Source organism: Pseudomonas sp. B10(2017) (assembly GCF_002113295.1).
GTDB lineage: Bacteria > Pseudomonadota > Gammaproteobacteria > Pseudomonadales > Pseudomonadaceae > Aquipseudomonas > Aquipseudomonas pudica.
In genome coordinates this window covers 234,902-253,032 of sequence record NZ_NEJU01000006.1, presented here as the reverse complement: position 1 = coordinate 253,032, position 18,131 = coordinate 234,902, and the positions used below count along the sequence as shown (strand labels likewise).

Here is an 18,131-nt window from a genome sequence, read left to right as displayed (position 1 = left end):
TGTGAATTTCACAACAATACTCCAGTACCCGACCGGGAACTGCAAAAGGAGAAGGTCATGCTCGAGCTCGCCAAGGAGCAGATAGCCATGGGCCAGAAGGCCGCCGACAAGGCCGAGGCATTGCGCCTGCTGGCCGACCGGCTGGTCGCTGACGGCCTGGTCGCCGAGGGATACCTGCAAGGGCTGCAGGCCCGAGAGGCACAAGGCTCCACCTTCCTTGGGCAGGGCATCGCCATCCCCCATGGCACGCCGCAGACCCGAGACCTGGTGTACGCCACCGGCGTGCGCCTGTTGCAGTTTCCCGAGGGCGTGGACTGGGGCGATGGCCAGATGGTCTACCTTGCCATCGGCATTGCCGCCCGTTCCGATGAGCACCTGCGCCTGCTGCAACTGCTGACCCGCGCCCTGGGCGAGACCGACTTGGCCGAAGCATTGCGCCGCGCCGGCTCCGCCGAGGCGTTGCTGAAACTGTTGCAGGGCGCGCCACAGGAACTGGCGCTGGATGCACAACTGGTCGGCCTGAACCTGCCGGCCGAAGACTTCGATGAACTGGCCTGGCGCGGCGCCCGCCTGTTGCAGCGCGCCGACTGCGTCGACAGCGGTTTTGCCGCCGTGCTGCAGCAGGCCGAGCCGCTGCCGTTGGGCGAGGGCCTGTGGTGGCTGCACAGCGAGCGCCAGGTGCGCCAGCCGGGCCTGGCCTTCATCACCCCGCAGCAGCCGCTGCGTTACCGCGACCAACCGCTCAACGGCCTGTTCTGCCTGGCCAGCCTCGGTGCAGCCCACCAGGCCTTGCTCGAACGCCTGTGCGAAGTGCTGATCGAAGGCCGCGGGCAGATGCTCTACCAGGCCACCAGCAGCCGCGCGGTGCTGGAGGTGCTGGGCGGTGAGGCACCGGTGGACTGGCCCAGCGCGCGCGTGGTGCTGGCCAACCCGCATGGTTTGCACGCCCGGCCGGCAAAGGTATTGGCGCAGCTGGCCAAAGGTTTCGAGGGGGAAATACGTGTACGCCTGGTCGACAGCGCGCAGCCAGCGGTGTCGGTGAAGAGCCTGAGCAAGCTGCTCAGTCTCGGTGCCCGGCGTGGCCAGGCGCTGGAACTGGTGGCTGAGCCAGGCATCGCCGCCGATGCCTTGCCGGTGCTGCTGGCCGCCATCGAGCAAGGCCTGGGCGAAGAGGTGGAGCCACTGCCACAGAGCGCGGCGACCGTAGCAGGCGCAGCCGCCGAAGTGCTGCAAGCGCCCGCAGCCGGTAGCCGCATCCACGGCGTGGGTGCGGCGCCCGGCATTGCCAGTGGCCCGGCGCATGTGTGCGTCGAGCGTGAGTTCGACTACCCCCTGCGCGGCGAGTCCTGCGTCCTGGAGCGGCAGAAGCTGCGTGAAGCCGTGGCGACTGTCAATGGCGAGCTGCAGGCCTTGGTCCAGCGCAGCGACAAGGCCATTGGCGAAATCTTCGTCACCCATCAGGAAATGCTCGCCGACCCGGCTCTGACCGATGATGTCGAGCAGCGCCTGGGCCAGGGCGAGAGCGCCGCAGCCGCCTGGATGGCGGTGATCGAGGCGGCGGCGCGACAGCAGGAGTCGCTGCACGATGCCTTGCTCGCCGAACGTGCTGCTGACCTGCGTGACATCGGCCGCCGTGTGCTGGCGCAGTTGTGTGGTGTGCAAGCCCAGGCTGAACCCGAGCAACCCTACGTGCTGGTGATGACCGAAGTCGGCCCGTCCGATGTCGCCCGGCTGGACCCGAGCCGCGTAGCCGGTATCGTGACCGCCCAGGGTGGCGCCACCGCCCACAGCGCCATCGTCGCCCGTGCCCTGGGCATCCCGGCGGTAGTGGGCGCGGGGGCGTCGATACTGCTGTTGGACAGTGGCACGCCGTTGCTGCTCGATGGCCAGCGTGGCGTGGTCAGCGTGGCGCCGCCAGCGGATGAACTGCAACGGGCCCTGGCCGAGCGAGACCTGCGCGAGCAACGCTTGCAGGCCGCCTGGGCCAACCGCTTCGAGCCGGCGGTCACGCGTGATGGTCACGCGGTTGAGGTGTTTGCCAACATTGGCGAGAGCAACGGCATTGCCAAGGTAGTGGAGCAGGGCGCCGAAGGCGTGGGCCTGCTGCGCACCGAGCTGATTTTCATGGCTCACACCCAGGCCCCGGATGTGGCGACCCAGGAAGCCGAGTATCGCCGTGTGCTCGATGGCCTCGACGGGCGCCCGCTGGTGGTACGCACCCTTGATGTTGGCGGGGACAAGCCGCTGCCGTACTGGCCGATCGCCGCCGAGGAAAACCCGTTCCTCGGCGTGCGCGGCGTACGCCTGACCCTGCAGCGCCCGCAGGTGATGGAGGACCAGCTGCGCGCCTTGTTACGCGCGGCCGACCAGCGCCCTTTGCGCATCATGTTCCCGATGGTCGGGCAGGTGCATGAATGGCGCGAGGCGCGCGCCATGGTCGAGCGGCTGCGTGCCGAGATCCCGGTAGCCGACCTGCAGCTGGGCATCATGGTCGAAGTGCCCTCGGCGGCGCTGCTGGCACCCCAACTGGCGCGCGAGGTGGACTTCTTCAGCATTGGCACCAACGACCTGACCCAGTACACCCTGGCCATCGACCGTGGCCACCCCAGCCTCTCGGCCCAGGCCGACGGCCTGCACCCGGCGGTGCTCAGCCTGATCGACATGACCGTGCGCGCCGCCCATGCCCATGGCAAGTGGGTGGGCGTGTGCGGCGAACTGGCGGCCGACCCGCAGGCAGTGGCCGTGCTGCTGGGCCTGGACGTGGACGAACTCAGCGTCGCCGCGCGCAGCATTGCCGAAGTCAAGGCCCTGGTCCGCCAGGCCGATCACCAGACGGCCCGCGCCTTGGCGCGCGAGGCCCTGCAACAGGACAGCGCCGCAGCGGTTCGCGCGCTGGTGGAGCGTTACTGAATGGCCAAGATCCTCACCCTCACCCTGAACCCGGCGCTGGATATCACCATCGGCCTGGATACCCTGCGCCCGGGGCAGGTCAACCGCAGCCATGAGCAGCACAGCCACGCCGCGGGCAAGGGGCTGAACGTTGCCCAGGTACTGGCCGACCTGGGGCACAGCGTCACCGTTGGCGGCTTCCTCGGGCGTGACAACCTGCAGCCCTTCGAGGCGCTGATCGACTGGCGCGGCTTCGTCGACTGCTTTGTCCGCGTGCCGGGCGAAACCCGCAGCAACATCAAGCTGGTCGAGGATGATGGCCGTGTCACCGACATCAACGGCCAAGGCCCGGAAGTCGACGAAGCGGCACGTAGTGCATTGCTGCGGCGCCTGACGCAGATTGCCCCAGGCCACGACGCGGTGGTGGTGGCTGGCAGCCTGCCGCGCGGGATCAGTGCCGAGTGGTTCCGCCAGTTGCTCGAACAGCTCAAGGCGCAAGGCCTCAAGGTGGCCCTGGACAGCAGCGGCGAAGCCCTGCGTGCCGGCCTGCAGAGCTCGCCCTGGCTGGTCAAGCCCAATACCGAAGAGCTGGGCGAGGTGCTTGGCCTGGCTGTGGATGACCCGGCGCAGCAGCGCGCTGCTGCCGAGCGCCTGCTGGCCAGTGGCGTCGAACACGTGGTGGTGTCGGCGGGTGAGCAGGGCGTCAGCTGGTTTACCAATGGCCATGTCGTACATGCTTGCCCGCCCAAGGTGCAGGTTGCCAGCACGGTGGGCGCAGGTGATTCGCTGGTGGCAGGCATGGTCCACGGCTTGCTGCAGGGCGAAGCTCCGGCAAAGACCTTGACCCGCGCCACCGCGATCGCTGCACAGGCTGTTACCCAGGTTGGTTTCGGTATCCGTGACCGCGAGCAACTGGCGCGTCTTGAAGCCGCCGTGCAACTGACAGAACAACAAGAGGGTTGCCGATGAACATTGCCATTGTCACTGCCTGCCCCAACGGCCAGGTGTCGAGCCTGCTGAGCGCGCGCTTGCTGTCCGCCGCTGCACAGCGGCGCGGCTGGAGCACCAGCGTCGAAGTGCAGGATGCCGGCCACCCCGAGCGGCAACTGAGCGCCGCGCAGATCGCCGAGGCCGACTGGGTGCTGGTAGTCAGCACAGGCCCGGTGGACCTTGAGCGTTTCGTCGGCAAGCGTGTGTACCAGAGCACGCCGTCCCAGGCTTTGGCCGACCGCGAAGGCTTCCTCGATGAGGCAGCTTCCAAAGCCTGTCTGCTGGCCACGGTGCCAGGCCTTCTGGCCGAAACTGGCAGCGCTGGCGCACGCATCGTTGCCGTCACGGCCTGCCCGACTGGCGTTGCGCATACATTCATGGCTGCGGAAGCCTTGCAGCAGGCCGCGCAGCAACTCGGCTACCAGCTCACCGTCGAGACTCAGGGCTCGGTCGGTGCGCGCAACCCCTTGTCCGCCGAAGCCATCGCCGCAGCCGATGTAGTGCTGCTGGCCGCCGACATCGAAGTGCCCACCGCGCGTTTCGCCGGCAAGCGCATCTACCGTTGTGGCACCGGTATCGCCCTAAAGCAGGCCCGTGCCACCTTGGACAAGGCCTTGGCCGAAGCCAAGGTGGAAAACAGCAGCGATGCTGCAGCGGCGAGCACGCCAGCGAAGGGCGAGAAGACCGGGGTATACAAGCACCTGCTCACCGGCGTGTCGTTCATGCTGCCGATGGTGGTGGCTGGCGGCCTGCTGATTGCCCTGTCGTTCGTGTTCGGTATCGAGGCCTATAAAGAACCGGGCACCTTGCCGGCGGCGTTGATGCAGATCGGCGGTGAGGCTGCGTTCAAGCTGATGGTGCCGCTGCTGGCAGGCTATATCGCCTGGTCCATTGCCGACCGCCCGGGGCTGGCGCCCGGCATGATCGGTGGCCTGCTGGCCAGCACCCTGGGTGCCGGTTTCATCGGTGGTATCGTCGCCGGCTTCCTCGCCGGCTACAGCGCCAAGGCCATTGCCCGCTGGGCACGCCTGCCCAGCAGCCTGGAGGCACTCAAGCCGATCCTGATCATTCCGCTGCTGGCCAGCCTGTTCACCGGCCTGGTGATGATCTACGTGGTCGGCCAGCCGGTGGCGGCGATGCTGGAAGGGCTTACGCATTTTCTCGACAGCATGGGTACCACCAATGCCATCCTGCTGGGCCTGTTGCTGGGTGGCATGATGTGCGTCGACCTGGGTGGGCCGATCAACAAGGCGGCCTATGCCTTCTCGGTGGGGCTGCTGGCCTCGTCGAGCTATGCGCCGATGGCGGCGACCATGGCCGCCGGCATGGTGCCACCGATTGGCCTGGGTATCGCCAGCTTCCTGGCCCGACGCAAGTTCGCCCAGAGCGAGCGTGAAGCGGGCAAGGCTGCCCTGGCGCTGGGGCTGTGCTTCATCTCCGAAGGGGCTATCCCGTTTGCCGCCAAAGACCCGCTGCGGGTGATCCCGGCCAGCGTGGCCGGCGGGGCATTGACCGGGGCTTTGTCGATGTACTTCGGCTGCAAGCTGATGGCGCCGCATGGCGGCCTGTTCGTGCTGCTGATCCCCAATGCGATCAACCATGCGCTGCTGTACTTGTTGGCGATCGTGGCGGGCAGCCTGCTGACGGCGGTGGTGTATGCGGTGATCAAGAAGAGCGAGCGGGTGGAGTTGGCGGTAGCGCCGGTGAAGGGTTAGAGATTTCAGCGGGCCTTACTGGCCTCTTCGCGGGCACGCCCGCTCCCACAGGTACTGCATGATCCTGAAGCTTGCAGTGACCCTGTGGGAGCGGGCGTGCCCGCGAAGAGGCCGGAACAGGTCACCGCCGATGCTTCTGCCGCAACGGCACCAGCAGCTCACCCAGCCCGTTGTGATCGATCTCGTGCATCAGCGCCAGCAACCCACCCAATTCCCCCGCCGGCAAACCCTTGCGCGCAAACCAGGCCAGGTAATCCCCCGGCAGGTCGGCAATGATTCGTCCCTGGTACTTGCCAAACGGCATGGTGCGGGTCACCAGCAGTTCGAGGGTTTCCGGCTTCATCATCGGCGCACCTGGCTGTCGAAAAGCGCCGACCATACTGCAATCTGCACGAAGGCCCAAGCGGCAATCATGCAGAACGCCGTGTCCAACCTTTACCGGTATATTTATATCTAATTGATTTTAAATGATTTTATAGATGGGGCTCGCTTGGCACGAAGGCTGCTCCCTTACAGATGACTATCACCTGCCAAGGAGTTTGTGCCATGAGCAATCCCAACAAAGACGTTATCGACGTGCTCAACGACCTGATCGAGTACAGCAAGGATGGCGAGAAAGGCTTCAAGGCCTCGGCCGATGATGTGAAGAACCCAGAACTGAAAGCGTTCTTCGTTCAACGTGCCGGTGAGTGTGCCAATGCGGCCGGTGAACTGCAGAGCGAGGTGCGTCGCCTGGGTGGTGACCCGGAAACCTCTACCAGCATCAGCGGTGACCTGCATCGGGGTTGGGTCAACCTCAAGGCGATGGTCACCGGCAAGGATGAGGAAGCGGTGCTGAACGAGGTGGAGCGGGGCGAAGACCATGCCCTGAAGGCCTATAAGGAAGCCCGCGAAAAACTGGTGAAGTTGGGCCGCACCGCCAGCGACCAGACCTACAACCTGGTAGAAAAACAGTTGCAAGGTGTGCAGCGCAACCATGACCAGGTCAGGGCCTTGCGCAACGCCGCACGCGCTCGTAGCTAGTCGGCAGGCCCCTCTACCCGGTTGCGGCCCTTGGCCTTGGCCCGGTAGAGCGCTTCGTCCGCAGCACCCAGCACTCTCGCCAGATCGTGCTGGGTGCCTGACAGGCCGATGCCGATGCTCACCGTTACCGAGTGGGCATCATCGGCAAACGGCGCCAGGGCCTCGACACTGGTGCGAATGCGCTCGGCCAGCAATTGTGCACCTGCCAGGTCGGTTTCCGGCAGCACCACTTGAAATTCCTCCCCACCGTAACGCGCAGCCAGATCGGCCGGGCGGCGTATGCACGCCTCGATGGTCTTTGCCACCTCGCGCAGGGCATGGTCGCCACCGGCATGCCCATGGCGCTGGTTGAACGCCTTGAAATGGTCCACATCCACCATCAGCACCGCCAGCGGCTTGCGGTTGCGCTGGGCACGCGCCCATTCCTGGCGCAGTACATGATCCAGGTGACGGCGATTGGCCAGGCCGGTCAGGCTGTCGGTAGCGGCCAGGGTCGCCAGGCCCTGTTCGGCTTCGTGGCGGCGGCGTAGTTCGCGGCCCAGCAGCAGGGTCAGCCAGAGAATGCCCACACACAATACACCGGTGGCGACGCTGACCAGGGTTGCAGTGCGGCGCCACGATTCGAACACGTCTTCGGCCGAATGCACGACCAGTACGATCAGCGGCAACTGCGCGACCCGGGCGAAGGTGTACATGCGCGGTTTGCCGTTGCGGCTGGAGCGGGCGGTGAAGCTGCCGCTCTGCTCGCTGAGAATGCGTTTGAAATTGGGCCGCTCGGCATAGTTGCTGCCAATGCGCGGGTCTTGTGCGCGGCTGGGCTGGCGAGCCAGCAATTGGCCGTCAGTGTTGAGCAGGTTGATGCTGCTGTCTTCTCCAATGTCCAGGCGCTGAAACAGCTCACTGAAGTACGACAGGCGCAGTGCACCCGCTGCCAGGCCGGTGAACTCGCCATTGGCGCCGGAGATACGCCGGCTGAAACTGATGCACCAGCCCAGGTCGCCGAGCCCGGCCTTGAACGGCGGCCCCACCAGCAGGCCGAGGTTGGCATTGTGCAGGTGCGCCTGGAATATCCCTGTGTCGCTGAAGTTGGCCTTGCGTGGCACGCTGCTGGTGGAAGCGCCCACCACATTGCCTTGCTTGTCCAGCCACAGCACATCACCGCGCTTGCGGTCGACGAAGGCTTCATTGAACAGCAGGCGTTGGCGAACCGGGCCGGGGATTTCCGGCAATTCCTTGCGCCCGACCGCCCAGATCAGGCCCTGCAGCGACTGGTCGTAGAGTTCGACGTTGCGCAGGATGTCGCTTTCGATCAGCTGGACGATATTGTTGGACGAGCGAATTGCCGACAGCTCGACATTGTCGCGCTCGCGCGCCAGCAGATAACTGACGATGGCCACGATGGCGAGCACGGCAAGGCAACTGCCCAGGTTGAGGATCAGCTCGGGGTGCGACCTGTAGAGTGCGAAACGCGGTAATCGGGTGGTCATGCTCGCTACTGCGTGGGCAGGGCCATTCGCGGCGGCGACATTCTAGGGAAGCGGGGATTGTCGGACAAGATTTGTCCGACGGAATCACGCCGGGGCTGCTGCGCAGCCCATCGCTGGCAAGCCAGCTCCCACAATTACCGCACAAGGCTTGAGGTCTATGCGGGCGATGTGGGAGCTGGCTTGCCGGCGAAACGAGGGCGAAGCCCTCGCATCCGGTCCTGGATCAGAACACGTTCAACGGGTAATCCATGATCACGCGCAGTTCATCGTTGTCGCTGTTGCTGTCGATCGATGCATAGCCCTGGCTGCCACGGTGGGTGGCATAGCGCACCAGCACTGACAGGTCCTTCAGATCACCCTCCTGGAACACATACTTCACGTCCAGGTCGCGCTCCCAGTGCATGGCATTCTTGCCATCGGCACGGTAGTAGTCGTAGTGGGTGGTGTCCTGGACGGCTTTGGTCAGGTCGGCCTCACCGCGCGAGTACGACAGCACCGTGGTCAGGCCAGGGATGCCCACGCCAGCGAAGTCATAGTTGTACTGCAGCTTCCATGAGCGCTCGTTCGGAGCGTTGAAGTCCGAGTACATGCGCGAGTTGTCCAGGTAGATGCTGTCGCCCAGGTTGATGTAATCGAACGGCGTGTTGCCATTGACCCGCTGGTAGGCGGCGGTGACGCTGTGGAACCCGGCGTTGACGGTGAAATGCACGCTGTAGGTGTTGTTGTCGATCTTGCCCAGCAAGGCCTGGCCGGTGTCCTGGGTGTGGTAGAAGTGCACGCCCGGGTTCAGGCTTACCAGGTCGTTTACCGCATAGGTGTAGTCGAAATCGGCGTAGTACTGGTTCCAGATGTCCTTCAGCTCGGCCGCATACAGGTTGGCGGTGATGTCAGGGGTACCACTCCACGACGCGCCGGCCCAGTTCAGGTGCTTGCTCTTGTCATGCTCGCCCAGCGAACCGTAATAGGTGTCGATGCGGCGGTGGCCACTCTGGTTGTACGGCTTGGTGAAGCTCACCTGGCCGCCTTCGAGCAGCAGGCCGTCGATGCTGGTGTTGGTCAGGCTTACACCACGGAAGGTCTGCGGCAGCATGCGGGTTTCGCCGCCGGCGATCACTGGGTTGGTGAGGAACAGGTCACCGGCTTTGAGCTCGGTGTCGAACGCCTTGAGCTTGACTGCGGCACCGGCGGTGGAGAACGAGTGCGGGGCAGCACCCAGTTCGTCTTCGTTCTTTTGGTGAGTAGGCAGGATGCTGGTGCCAGCATGGCCGCCGCCACCGTCGAGCTTCAGGCCCAGCATGGCGTGGGCGTCCAGGCCAAAGCCGACCACACCTGGGGTGTAGCCCGACTCGAAGCGTGCAACCGCGCCCTGGCCCCACTCGCGGGTGTCGCGCACGCCGGCGTTGTGGTTGTCGCGGTTGAAGTAGGCATTACGGAAATGCAGGTTGAAGGACGAGCCTTCGATGAAGCCATCAGCCTTGTCTTCATCTGCCTGGGCGGCGAAAGGGATCGTTGCAGTCAACGCAATGAACAGCGGGGTAAAACGAAACGCGGAAGGCACCGTTACTAGCTCCTTGGGTCTGGCGGTGGGGCAGTTTTTATTTTCGAATGTGCGTCTTTTTTTTAAATGGACGTTACAGCTCGGCTGATAGTTGAAGCACATAAAAAAAGCCGCTGATCGGCAGCGGCTTTAAAAGGCTAACATATCGGCACCGGTGGTGCCCATGGCGTAGCCAAGGGAAAACGGGAGGAGCGAGAGCGCTTTATCAGCTGTCGGCATTGGCATCGACAGAGATCTTGGAAGCTGTCTGGTTTGCGTCTTTCGCGGTGTCTGCCTGTTGCGCGGCTACGGTTTCGCGGGCCTCTTGGTGGACCGCGGCGAACTCGGCATTACGGGTGACGAAAGCCTTGGATTCTTCAGCCATGGCCAGGGGCGACAACAACAGGGAAGACAGGACGAAAACGCTGGCAATACCCATACTGTTGGACATTTGAAACTACCTTCTTGCGGTGCAAGTGCTAATGAGGACGGGGGTAAAGTTAGTCCTTTCATAGCTCTTGAAACAGAGCGAAGCGCGATAAGCACTGTTGCGTAAAAGGTAACTATCGCAGGAAAAGCAATTGGACTTTCGCCGCAAACCTGCATGCTAGAGGGCCTACGCGGTCTTTACTTTTGTGGGAGCGGCCTTGTGTCGCGAAAGGGGCGCGAAGCGGCCCCAGGTTCTGTGCCATGGCAGCATTTGTCGGGGCTGCTGCGCAGCCCTTTCGCGACACAAGGCCGCTCCCACATCGACCGCGACCTCCTGTCAGGCATGGGTGGGTAGCCTGATACCAAAGGTATTGGCCCCAGCGGCACTACGCACGAACACTTCCCCACCATGCATCAGCGCAATCGCCTTGACGATCGCCAACCCCAAACCATGGTTACCGCCGCCACTGTTGCTACGTGCCGCATCCACCCGGTAGAAGCGTTCGAACAGCAACGGTAGATGCTCATCGTCGATCGCCGGCCCCGGGTTGCTCACGGCGATGCTGACCTGCTCCGGCCCGGCATCGATCTGCACCTTGATCACCTGGTGCGGTGCGGTGTGTTGCACGGCGTTGTTCAGCAGGTTGATCAGCGCCCGGCGCAGTTGGGCCTTTTCGATGGGCGCCTGGGCATCGCCGCTCACGCTCACGCCGACCTGCGCGTCTTCGAGAATGTAGTCCAGGTAATCGAGGGTGGTCGCCACTTCCTCGGCCAGCGAGGCTTGGGTCAGGGCCGTGGCCTTGCTGCCTTGGTCGGCACTGGCCAGGAACAACATGTCGTTGATGATGCTGCGCAGGCGCTCCAGCTCCTCAAGGTTCGATTGCAGCACTTCGAAGTAGTGCTCGGCGCTGCGTCCGCGTGTCAGCGCCACCTGGGTCTGGCCGATCAGGTTGGTCAGCGGTGAGCGCAATTCGTGGGCGACGTCGGCGTTGAAGGCTTCGAGCCGTGTATAGGCTTGGCTGACTCGGTCCAGTGCGGCATTGAAGGCGCCGGCGAATTGGGCCAGCTCCGGTGCCAGGCTCTCAGTCTGCAGGCGCCCGTCCAGGCGCGGTGGCGCCAGCGCCTGGGCCTCAACGGACAACGCCAGCAGCGGGCGCAGGCCGATGCGCGCCACCCAGTAGCCCAGCAGCGAGGCCAGCAGCACGCCGAGCACCGCCAGCCCGACAATCGCTACCAGCAGGCTGTGCTGGGCCTGCCAGAAAGTTTCGGTGTCTATGCCGATCAGAAAGCGCAGCGGCGGCCGCTCGCCCAGGGCCGGCAATTCGCTGACCAGCACCTTGTAAGGGTAGGGCCGGTCGGGCAGGCGCAGGTCGCGCATGCCCTGCGCACCTTCGGCGAAGGCGCGGACCAGCTCGCTGGGGTGCCCGTATTCGTAGGCCGGGTTGCTGCTGACCACCCAGAAGCGAATACGCTTGTCCTCTTCACTGAGCAGGTTGAGCTTGTTGTTGATCTTGACCCAGTGCTCCGGTGTGCCGAAGCGGTTGAGGGTGGACTCGAGCACGCTGAAGCGCGCATCCAGCTCGGCCTGCGGCAACAGGTCGAGGCTGCGGTCGACCTGGCGGTACAGCGCCGAACCGATCAGCAGGAACACGCCCAGCGCAACCAGGATGAACAGCGCCGACAGGCGCAGTGCGATGGAATTACCCCGCACGGTTTTCCAGGACATAGCCCATGCCTCGGATGGTGTGCAGCAACTTGTTGTCGAAAGGCCCGTCGAGCTTGGCGCGCAGGCGCTTGATCGCCACTTCGACGACGTTGGCATCGCTGTCGAAATTGATGTCCCAGACCAGCTCGGCAATCGCCGTCTTCGACAGGATTTCACCTTGCCTGCGGGCCAGCACGCTGAGCAGCGAGAACTCCTTGGCCGTCAGCTCCAGGCGCTGGCCGGCGCGTGTGGCCTTGCGCGCCATCAGGTCTATCCACAGGTCACCTACCTGCACCTGCAGTGGTTCATGGTTGCTGCTACGGCGGGTCAGGGCTTGCAGGCGGGCGACCAGTTCGAGGAAGGAAAACGGCTTGCCCAGATAGTCGTCGGCACCCTCGCGCAGGCCATGGATACGGTCCTCGACCCGTTCACGGGCTGTCAGCATGATTACCGGTGTCTGCTTGCGCGCGCGCAGGGCGCGCAGCACGCCATAACCGTCCAGGCCTGGCAGCATCACATCCAGCACGATCACCGCGTAGTCACCTTCCAGGGCCAGGTGAAGGCCGTCGATGCCGTCCCGCGCAAGGTCGACGGTAAACCCCTGCTCGCTGAGGCCGCGATGGAGGTAGTCGGCGGTTTTTTCTTCGTCTTCGATGATCAGCACACGCATGGTCTTGTCCTAACTGGCACTGGGCGCCGCCGCACGGGCGGCCCGGCGGCGGTGGAACAGGCGCTCCAGGGCCAAGTATATGACCGGGGTGGTGAACAGCGTCAGCGCCTGGCTCACCAGCAGGCCGCCAACCACGGCGATGCCCAGTGGCTGGCGCAGTTCGGCGCCGGTGCCGAAGCCGAACATCAGCGGCACCGCGCCGAGCAAGGCGGCCAGGGTGGTCATGATGATCGGCCGGAAGCGCGTCAGGCAGGCCTGGTGGATCGCCTGCTTCGGGGTCAAGCCCTGGCGGCGTTGGGCTTCGAGGGCGAAGTCGATCAGCAGGATGCCGTTTTTCTTGACGATGCCGATCAGCAGCACCACGCCGATCAGCCCCATGATGCTGAAGTCCTGGCCCATGGCCCACAACAGGATCAGTGCGCCGAGGCCGGCCGAGGGCAGGGTGGAGATGATCGTCAGCGGGTGGACGAAGCTTTCGTACAGCACGCCGAGGATGATGTACACCGCCACCAGCGCTGCCAGGATCAGCCACGGCTGGCTCGACAGCGAGCTCTGGAAGGCCTGGGCCGCGCCCTGGAAGTTGCCGCTGATGGAGTCGGGCATGCCCAGTTCGCGCTGGGTGCGCTCGAGGATGGTCACGGCATCGCCCAAGGCCACGCCCGGGGCCAGGTTGAACGACAGGTTGGCCGCCGGGAACAGCCCGTCGTGGCTGATCGACAGCGGCCCGGTGCTGGGCGGTGCCACGTGGGCCACTGCCGACAGCGGCACCATCTCGTTGGTCAGCGGCGAGCGCAGGTAGAAGTAGTTGAGGCTTTCGGCCTTGCCGCGCTGGCGGGCATCCAGTTCGAGGATCACCTTGTACTGGTTGGTCTCGGTCTGGAATTCACTGATCTGCCGCTGGCCGAAGGCGTCGTACAACGCCTGGTCGACGTCGGTGGTGGTCAGGCCGAAACGTGCCGCGGCCTGGCGGTCGATATCGATGCGGGTGACGCTGGCACCCAATTGCAGGTCATTGGACAGGTCGCGAAACGCCGGGTTTTCCCGCAGGCGCTCGGTCAGGCGCTGGGTCCACAGGTTCAGTGCCATGCCGTCGTTGCTCTTGAGCACATACTGGTACTGGGTGCGCGACGGGCCGGAGCTTAGGTTGATGTCCTGGCCGGCACGCATGTACAGGACGATGCCCGGTACCTGGGCCAGCTTGGGCCGCAGCCGGTCGATCAGTTCGCTGGCCGATACATCGCGTTCGCCACGCGGCTTCAGGGCGATCCAGAAGCGGCCGTTGGCGATGGTCTGGTTGCTGCCGGTGACGCCCACCGAGTGGGAGAACGCGCGCACCGCCGGGTCGGCCTCGATGATTTTGGCCAGCGCCTGGTGCTTCTCGATCATTGACGGGTACGACACATCCGCCGCCGCCTCGCTGGTGCCGAGGATGAAGCCGGTGTCCTGCAGCGGGAAAAAGCCCTTTGGGATACCCACGTAACCGGCCACCGCCAGGGCCAGGGTCAGGCCGAACATGCCAAGGGTCAGGCGCTGGTGGGCGAGGGCGCGGTCCAGGCCCTTTTCGTACCACCCGACCAGCCGCTCCCCAAAGCCGCCCTTGTGCTCTCCGGGCGGGCGACGCATGAACAGTGCGCACAGGGTTGGCGCCAGGGTCAGCGAAACCACCACCGAAATCAGGATGGTGGCGGTGGCGGTAAGGGCGAACTCCTTGAACAGCCGGCCGACCACGCCGCCCATGAACAGCAGGGGGATGAACGCGGCGATCAGCGAAAAACTGATCGACACCACGGTGAAGCCGATTTCCCCGGCGCCCTTGAGCGCCGCTGTGCGGCTGTCGTCGCCGGCCTCCAGGTGGCGGTGGATGTTCTCTACCACGACGATGGCATCGTCGACCACGAAGCCCACCGAGATGACGATGGCTACCAGCGTCAGGTTGTTCAGGCTGAAGCCGAAGATGTACATCAGCGCGCAACTGGCGATCAGCGATACGCCGAGCACGCTGGACACCACCAGGGTCGCAGACCACTGGCGCAGGAACAGCGCCATTACCCCGATCACCAGGGCCACGGCGATCATCAGGGTCAGCTCCACTTCATGCAGCGAGGCGCGGATGGTCTGGGTTCGGTCCTGCAGCACTGACACTTCGACCGAGGCCGGCAGCATCTCCTGCAGCTTGGGCAGGGCAGCCAGAACCCGGTCCACGGTATCGACGATGTTGGCGCCAGGCTGGCGGAAAATCACCAGGTTCAGCCCGGGTTGGTCGCCGGACCAGGCTTTGACGTAGGCGTTCTCGGCGCCATTGATCACCTTGGCCACGTCCTTCAGATGCACCGGTGCACCGTCACGGTAGGAGACGATCAGCTGGGCGTAGTCGTCGGGGTGGAACAACTGGTCGTTGGCGGCGATGGTCGACACGCTGTGTTCGCCGTACAGCGCGCCCTTGGCCAGGTTCAGGCTGGTCTGTTGGATGGCTTGGCGCAGGTCGGCCAGGGTCAGGCCGATGGCGGCCAGTTTCTCGGGTTGCGCCTGCACGCGGATCGCCGGGCGTTGTTGCCCGGTGATGTTGATCAGGCCAACCCCGTCAATCTGGCTCAGTTGGCGAGCGAGCAGGGTTTCTGCGTAGTCGCTGAGGTCGTTGCCAGGCATCTGGCTGGAGCTGACCGTCAGCACCAGTACCGGGCTGTCGGCCGGGTTGACCTTGCGCCAGGTCGGCGGGTTGGGCAGGTCTTGCGGCAGGCGCGCAGTGGCGGTGTTGATGGCCGCCTGCACTTCCTGGGCGGCGGTGTCGATGTTCTTGTCGAGCGTGAACTGCAGGATCAGGTTGGTTGAGCCCAGTGCGCTGCTGCTGGTCATCTGGGTCATGCCGGGGATGGCGCTGAACTGCACTTCCAGCGGCGTGGCCACCGACGAGGCCATGGTTTCCGGGCTGGCGCCTGGCAGCTGGGCGGTGACCTGGATGGTCGGGAAGTCGGCTTCCGGCAGCGGTGCAACCGGCAAGCGCGGGAAGGCGATAGCCCCCAGCAGCACCAGGGCGAAGGTCAGCAGCAGGGTGGCGATGGGGTGATCGATGCACCAGGCCGAAACACCGTTGCACGTGTTCATGGCTGGCTCCGGCGGTCGGCTATTTCTGACGGCGCGGGGGCGTCGGGGGCCACCTCGACCCGCGAACCGGGCTTGAGCCGCGACTGGCCATCGAGCACCAGGCGCTCGCCCGGCTTGACCCCGGCGATGACGTTAAGCCCGCTGTCCTGGTACAGCACCTTGACCGGCACACTGGTGACCTTGTCACCGTCCAGGCGGTAGACGAAATGCCCGTCGACGCCGCGCTGTACCACTGGCGGTGGCACTACCAGGGCGTTTTCCTCCACGGCGGTGCGCAGGCGGATGGTGACCAACTGGCCCGGCCACAGGCGGCCGTCCTTGTTGTCGAACTCGGCTTTTACCCGCACGGTGCCGGTGGTGGCGGAGATCTGGTTGTCGATCAGTGCCAGGTGGCCTTCACCGAGCAGGCTGCGTTCGCCGTCGGCATCCATGTAGGCCTGAACCAGTGCCGGGGTGGGCGCCTTAAGCAGGCTTTGCAGGGTTGGCAGCATCTGCTGCGGCAGGGAGAATTCGACGGCGATCGGATCGATCTGGGTGACGCTGAACAGGCTGCGGGTATCGCTGGTACGCACCAGGTTGCCGGGGTCGACGTTGCGAATACCCACCCGGCCGGTCACTGGCGAGCGGATCTGCGTGTACGACAATTGCACCTCGGCATTTGTGATGGCCGCCCGGTTGCCCTTGACCGTGGCTTGCAGGCGGTTGACCAAGGCCTGCTGCTGGTCGAGGGTCTGCTTCGACACGCCGTCGTCGGTACTCAGCAGGCGGTAGCGCTGCAGGTCGACGTCAGCTACCTGGATCTGCGCCTGGCTCTGGCCGAGTTCGGCGCGGGCCTGGTCGAGGCTGGCCCGGATGGCTCGGTCGTCGAGGGTGGCCAGCAGGTCGCCTTCCTTCACCCACTGGCCTTCCTTGACCAGCACCTGGGTCAGTACCCCCTCCACTTGCGGCCGCACTTCGACGCTGTGCAGCGACAGCACCGAGCCGATGGCGCTGGCGTAGCGCGGCACGTCCTGCTGCACGACACTGACCACGCGCACCGGGATGGCGGTTTGCGCACGGGCGGCAGGTGCTGGCTGGCGCTGGCCGAACCAGATACCCGCTACCGCCAGGACCAGGAGCGCCAGGGCGGCGAGGATGACAGGGCGGGACGGACGTCGCATCGGCGTGGGCACCTTGGCCAGAGGGGATGGGAATGGTTGTCTGTATTCAAGCTTATAGCCCCCGAACCGGGTCGGCAGCGTGACCGCTGGCTGACAGCGCTGTCAGTTTTGCCTGCACCACCATCACACATCTGGCATGCGAACTGCGACCCCTGTGGGAGCGGGCATGCCCGCGAAGAATACAACGCGGTGGATGGCACCGGCTGCGCCGGTGTTCGCGGGCACGCCCGCTCCCACAGGGACCACAGCAGGCTTTGGTTCTTGAGCAAGGCAGTTGCCCTGCAAGGGCATAGTTAGAAGCTGATGAAGGCGTAATACACCGGGGGCTCGTTGGTGGTGCGCAAACCATGTTCCTGCAAACTCGCCACCAGCGCCGCGTCCTCCACATGCAGAGCCCACTGTGCCCGACCAACCTCTGGTACCTGGGCCAGGGCCGCGCTGAACGCGCCCATGTCTGGCAGATAGGCAGTAAACCCGTTGCCCTTGAGCGCACTGGTGGTCATGCCCAGCGCCTGGCACACCGCCACCTTGGCGGCGATGTCATCGCGGTCGGCCTGGCGCGAGGCCTGCACCAGCGCCTCCAGCCCGGCATCGACCAGTTGCGTGCCGTGAATCAGCTCCGGCCCCTGTTGCCAGGCTTCCGGCGGGCAGTCCTTGCTGCCTGGCCGCAGCGGGATATGCGGGTTTATTTCCACCGGGTAGATGCGACAGACCAGCGGGCGCTGGTCATAGATAGTGCACAGGTCGTTGTCGTCGAGGTTGCGGCAGCGCCCGGGGTTGAAGGCGGCAAAGGTCACCGATACGCGCGCCTCGCCTTCGCCACAGGGCACAGGGTGGGAACGACGCAGCACATGATCACGCTGTTCTACCGGCATGCCGGGGCCGTCTGCCACGAAAGCTTCGATCAGCACCACCACCTGGCCGTCGTTGTCCGCCCAGCGGCGCGCTTCCGCCAGGGTCAAGGGCACGTGGTGGCCGGTACAGCACTTGCCGCAGCCGGTACAGGCGAAACGCAGGCTGTCGGTCACTTGACCTCCGGGCTCCACTCGCTGACAAAGGCGCGCTGGTGCTGGCGGTCGTACAGGCACAGCTCGGTGCCGGTGCGCTGCTGCATGTGCTTCTGGGGGTAGACACCTTCGATCAGCAGGGCGCTCATGCCGATCTGGTCATCGAACTCGGCGGGCTTGCTTCGGGCGTGGGCATCCTTGAACTGGCTGGCGGCCAGGCAAGCCTTGAGCATCTGCTGGCGCTGCTCGTTCCAGGCCTGGCTGCTGGAGGCTTGGGCGATACCGCTGAAGAGGGCGCAACTGATCAGGATAGAGCTGAGAAACTTCATACGCGATTCCGGCAAGTTACTTGCGAGGGGCGCGAATTATGCCCGACTCGACCCCGGCGGTAAGCCGGGGAGTTTGTCTCCGAATATA

14 protein-coding genes are annotated in these 18,131 nt (G+C 64.8%); 4 read left to right on the top strand and 10 right to left on the bottom strand.

Going from position 1 to position 18,131, the window contains the following annotated elements:
- Positions 1-57: 57 nt before the first annotated feature.
- Genes ptsP through CAF92_RS10745 form a run of 3 tightly spaced genes read left to right on the top strand, consistent with a single transcriptional unit; the run spans position 58 to position 5,594 of the window.
- Positions 58-2,910 carry a phosphoenolpyruvate--protein phosphotransferase gene (ptsP, locus tag CAF92_RS10755; RefSeq protein ID WP_085600717.1) on the top strand — a complete coding sequence of 951 codons (2,853 nt, stop codon included), beginning with the start codon at positions 58-60 and terminating at the stop codon, positions 2,908-2,910.
- Complete coding sequence (pfkB, locus tag CAF92_RS10750; RefSeq protein WP_085600715.1) at positions 2,911-3,858, top strand: 1-phosphofructokinase; 948 nt, start codon at positions 2,911-2,913, stop codon at positions 3,856-3,858. It abuts the gene before it with no gap.
- On the top strand, positions 3,855-5,594 hold the full coding sequence (locus CAF92_RS10745; RefSeq protein WP_046616056.1) for a PTS fructose-like transporter subunit IIB: 1,740 nt from the start codon (positions 3,855-3,857) through the stop codon (positions 5,592-5,594). The genes pfkB and CAF92_RS10745 overlap by 4 nt, the downstream gene beginning before the upstream one ends.
- 121 nt (positions 5,595-5,715) lie before the next feature.
- Here the strand turns inward: CAF92_RS10745 and CAF92_RS10740 are convergent, their stop codons facing one another.
- Complete coding sequence (locus tag CAF92_RS10740) at positions 5,716-5,937, bottom strand: DUF3820 family protein (protein WP_085600741.1); 222 nt, start codon at positions 5,935-5,937, stop codon at positions 5,716-5,718.
- Between the two features lie 203 nt (positions 5,938-6,140).
- Here CAF92_RS10740 and CAF92_RS10735 point away from each other — a divergent pair, with 203 nt between their 5' ends.
- Entirely contained in the window at positions 6,141-6,617 is a 477-nt protein-coding gene (locus tag CAF92_RS10735) for a PA2169 family four-helix-bundle protein (protein ID WP_046616057.1), read from the top strand.
- Here CAF92_RS10735 and CAF92_RS10730 read toward each other — a convergent pair.
- The 9 genes from CAF92_RS10730 to CAF92_RS10690 form a co-directional block, all read right to left on the bottom strand.
- The gene (locus tag CAF92_RS10730) at positions 6,614-8,104 is read right to left on the bottom strand and encodes a GGDEF domain-containing protein (RefSeq protein ID WP_085600713.1); all 1,491 of its coding nucleotides are present in this window, start codon (positions 8,102-8,104) and stop codon (positions 6,614-6,616) included. The two genes, CAF92_RS10735 and CAF92_RS10730, sit on opposite strands and share 4 nt — an antisense overlap.
- A gap of 223 nt (positions 8,105-8,327) precedes the next feature.
- Positions 8,328-9,662 carry an OprD family porin gene (locus tag CAF92_RS10725; protein WP_085600711.1) on the bottom strand — a complete coding sequence of 445 codons (1,335 nt, stop codon included), beginning with the start codon at positions 9,660-9,662 and terminating at the stop codon, positions 8,328-8,330.
- A gap of 205 nt (positions 9,663-9,867) precedes the next feature.
- Positions 9,868-10,092 carry a hypothetical protein gene (locus tag CAF92_RS10720; protein WP_085600709.1) on the bottom strand — a complete coding sequence of 75 codons (225 nt, stop codon included), beginning with the start codon at positions 10,090-10,092 and terminating at the stop codon, positions 9,868-9,870.
- Positions 10,093-10,407: 315 nt separating this feature from the next.
- On the bottom strand, positions 10,408-11,796 hold the full coding sequence (locus CAF92_RS10715) for a heavy metal sensor histidine kinase (protein ID WP_085600707.1): 1,389 nt from the start codon (positions 11,794-11,796) through the stop codon (positions 10,408-10,410).
- Positions 11,771-12,445: a heavy metal response regulator transcription factor gene (locus CAF92_RS10710; RefSeq protein WP_025337735.1), complete on the bottom strand. Its 675-nt coding sequence runs from the start codon at positions 12,443-12,445 to the stop codon at positions 11,771-11,773. The genes CAF92_RS10715 and CAF92_RS10710 overlap by 26 nt, the downstream gene beginning before the upstream one ends.
- Positions 12,446-12,454: 9 nt before the next feature.
- On the bottom strand, positions 12,455-15,547 hold the full coding sequence (locus CAF92_RS10705; RefSeq protein ID WP_085600705.1) for a multidrug efflux RND transporter permease subunit: 3,093 nt from the start codon (positions 15,545-15,547) through the stop codon (positions 12,455-12,457).
- On the bottom strand, positions 15,544-16,707 hold the full coding sequence (locus tag CAF92_RS10700; protein ID WP_085600703.1) for an efflux RND transporter periplasmic adaptor subunit: 1,164 nt from the start codon (positions 16,705-16,707) through the stop codon (positions 15,544-15,546). The genes CAF92_RS10705 and CAF92_RS10700 overlap by 4 nt, the downstream gene beginning before the upstream one ends.
- A 293-nt stretch (positions 16,708-17,000) precedes the next feature.
- Positions 17,001-17,735, bottom strand: a complete 735-nt coding sequence (locus CAF92_RS10695; protein WP_085600701.1) for a YkgJ family cysteine cluster protein — start codon at positions 17,733-17,735, stop codon at positions 17,001-17,003.
- A complete protein-coding gene (locus CAF92_RS10690; RefSeq protein WP_046616065.1) occupies positions 17,732-18,043 on the bottom strand; it encodes a hypothetical protein in 312 nt (103 codons plus the stop codon). The genes CAF92_RS10695 and CAF92_RS10690 overlap by 4 nt, the downstream gene beginning before the upstream one ends.
- Positions 18,044-18,131 lie beyond the last annotated feature (88 nt).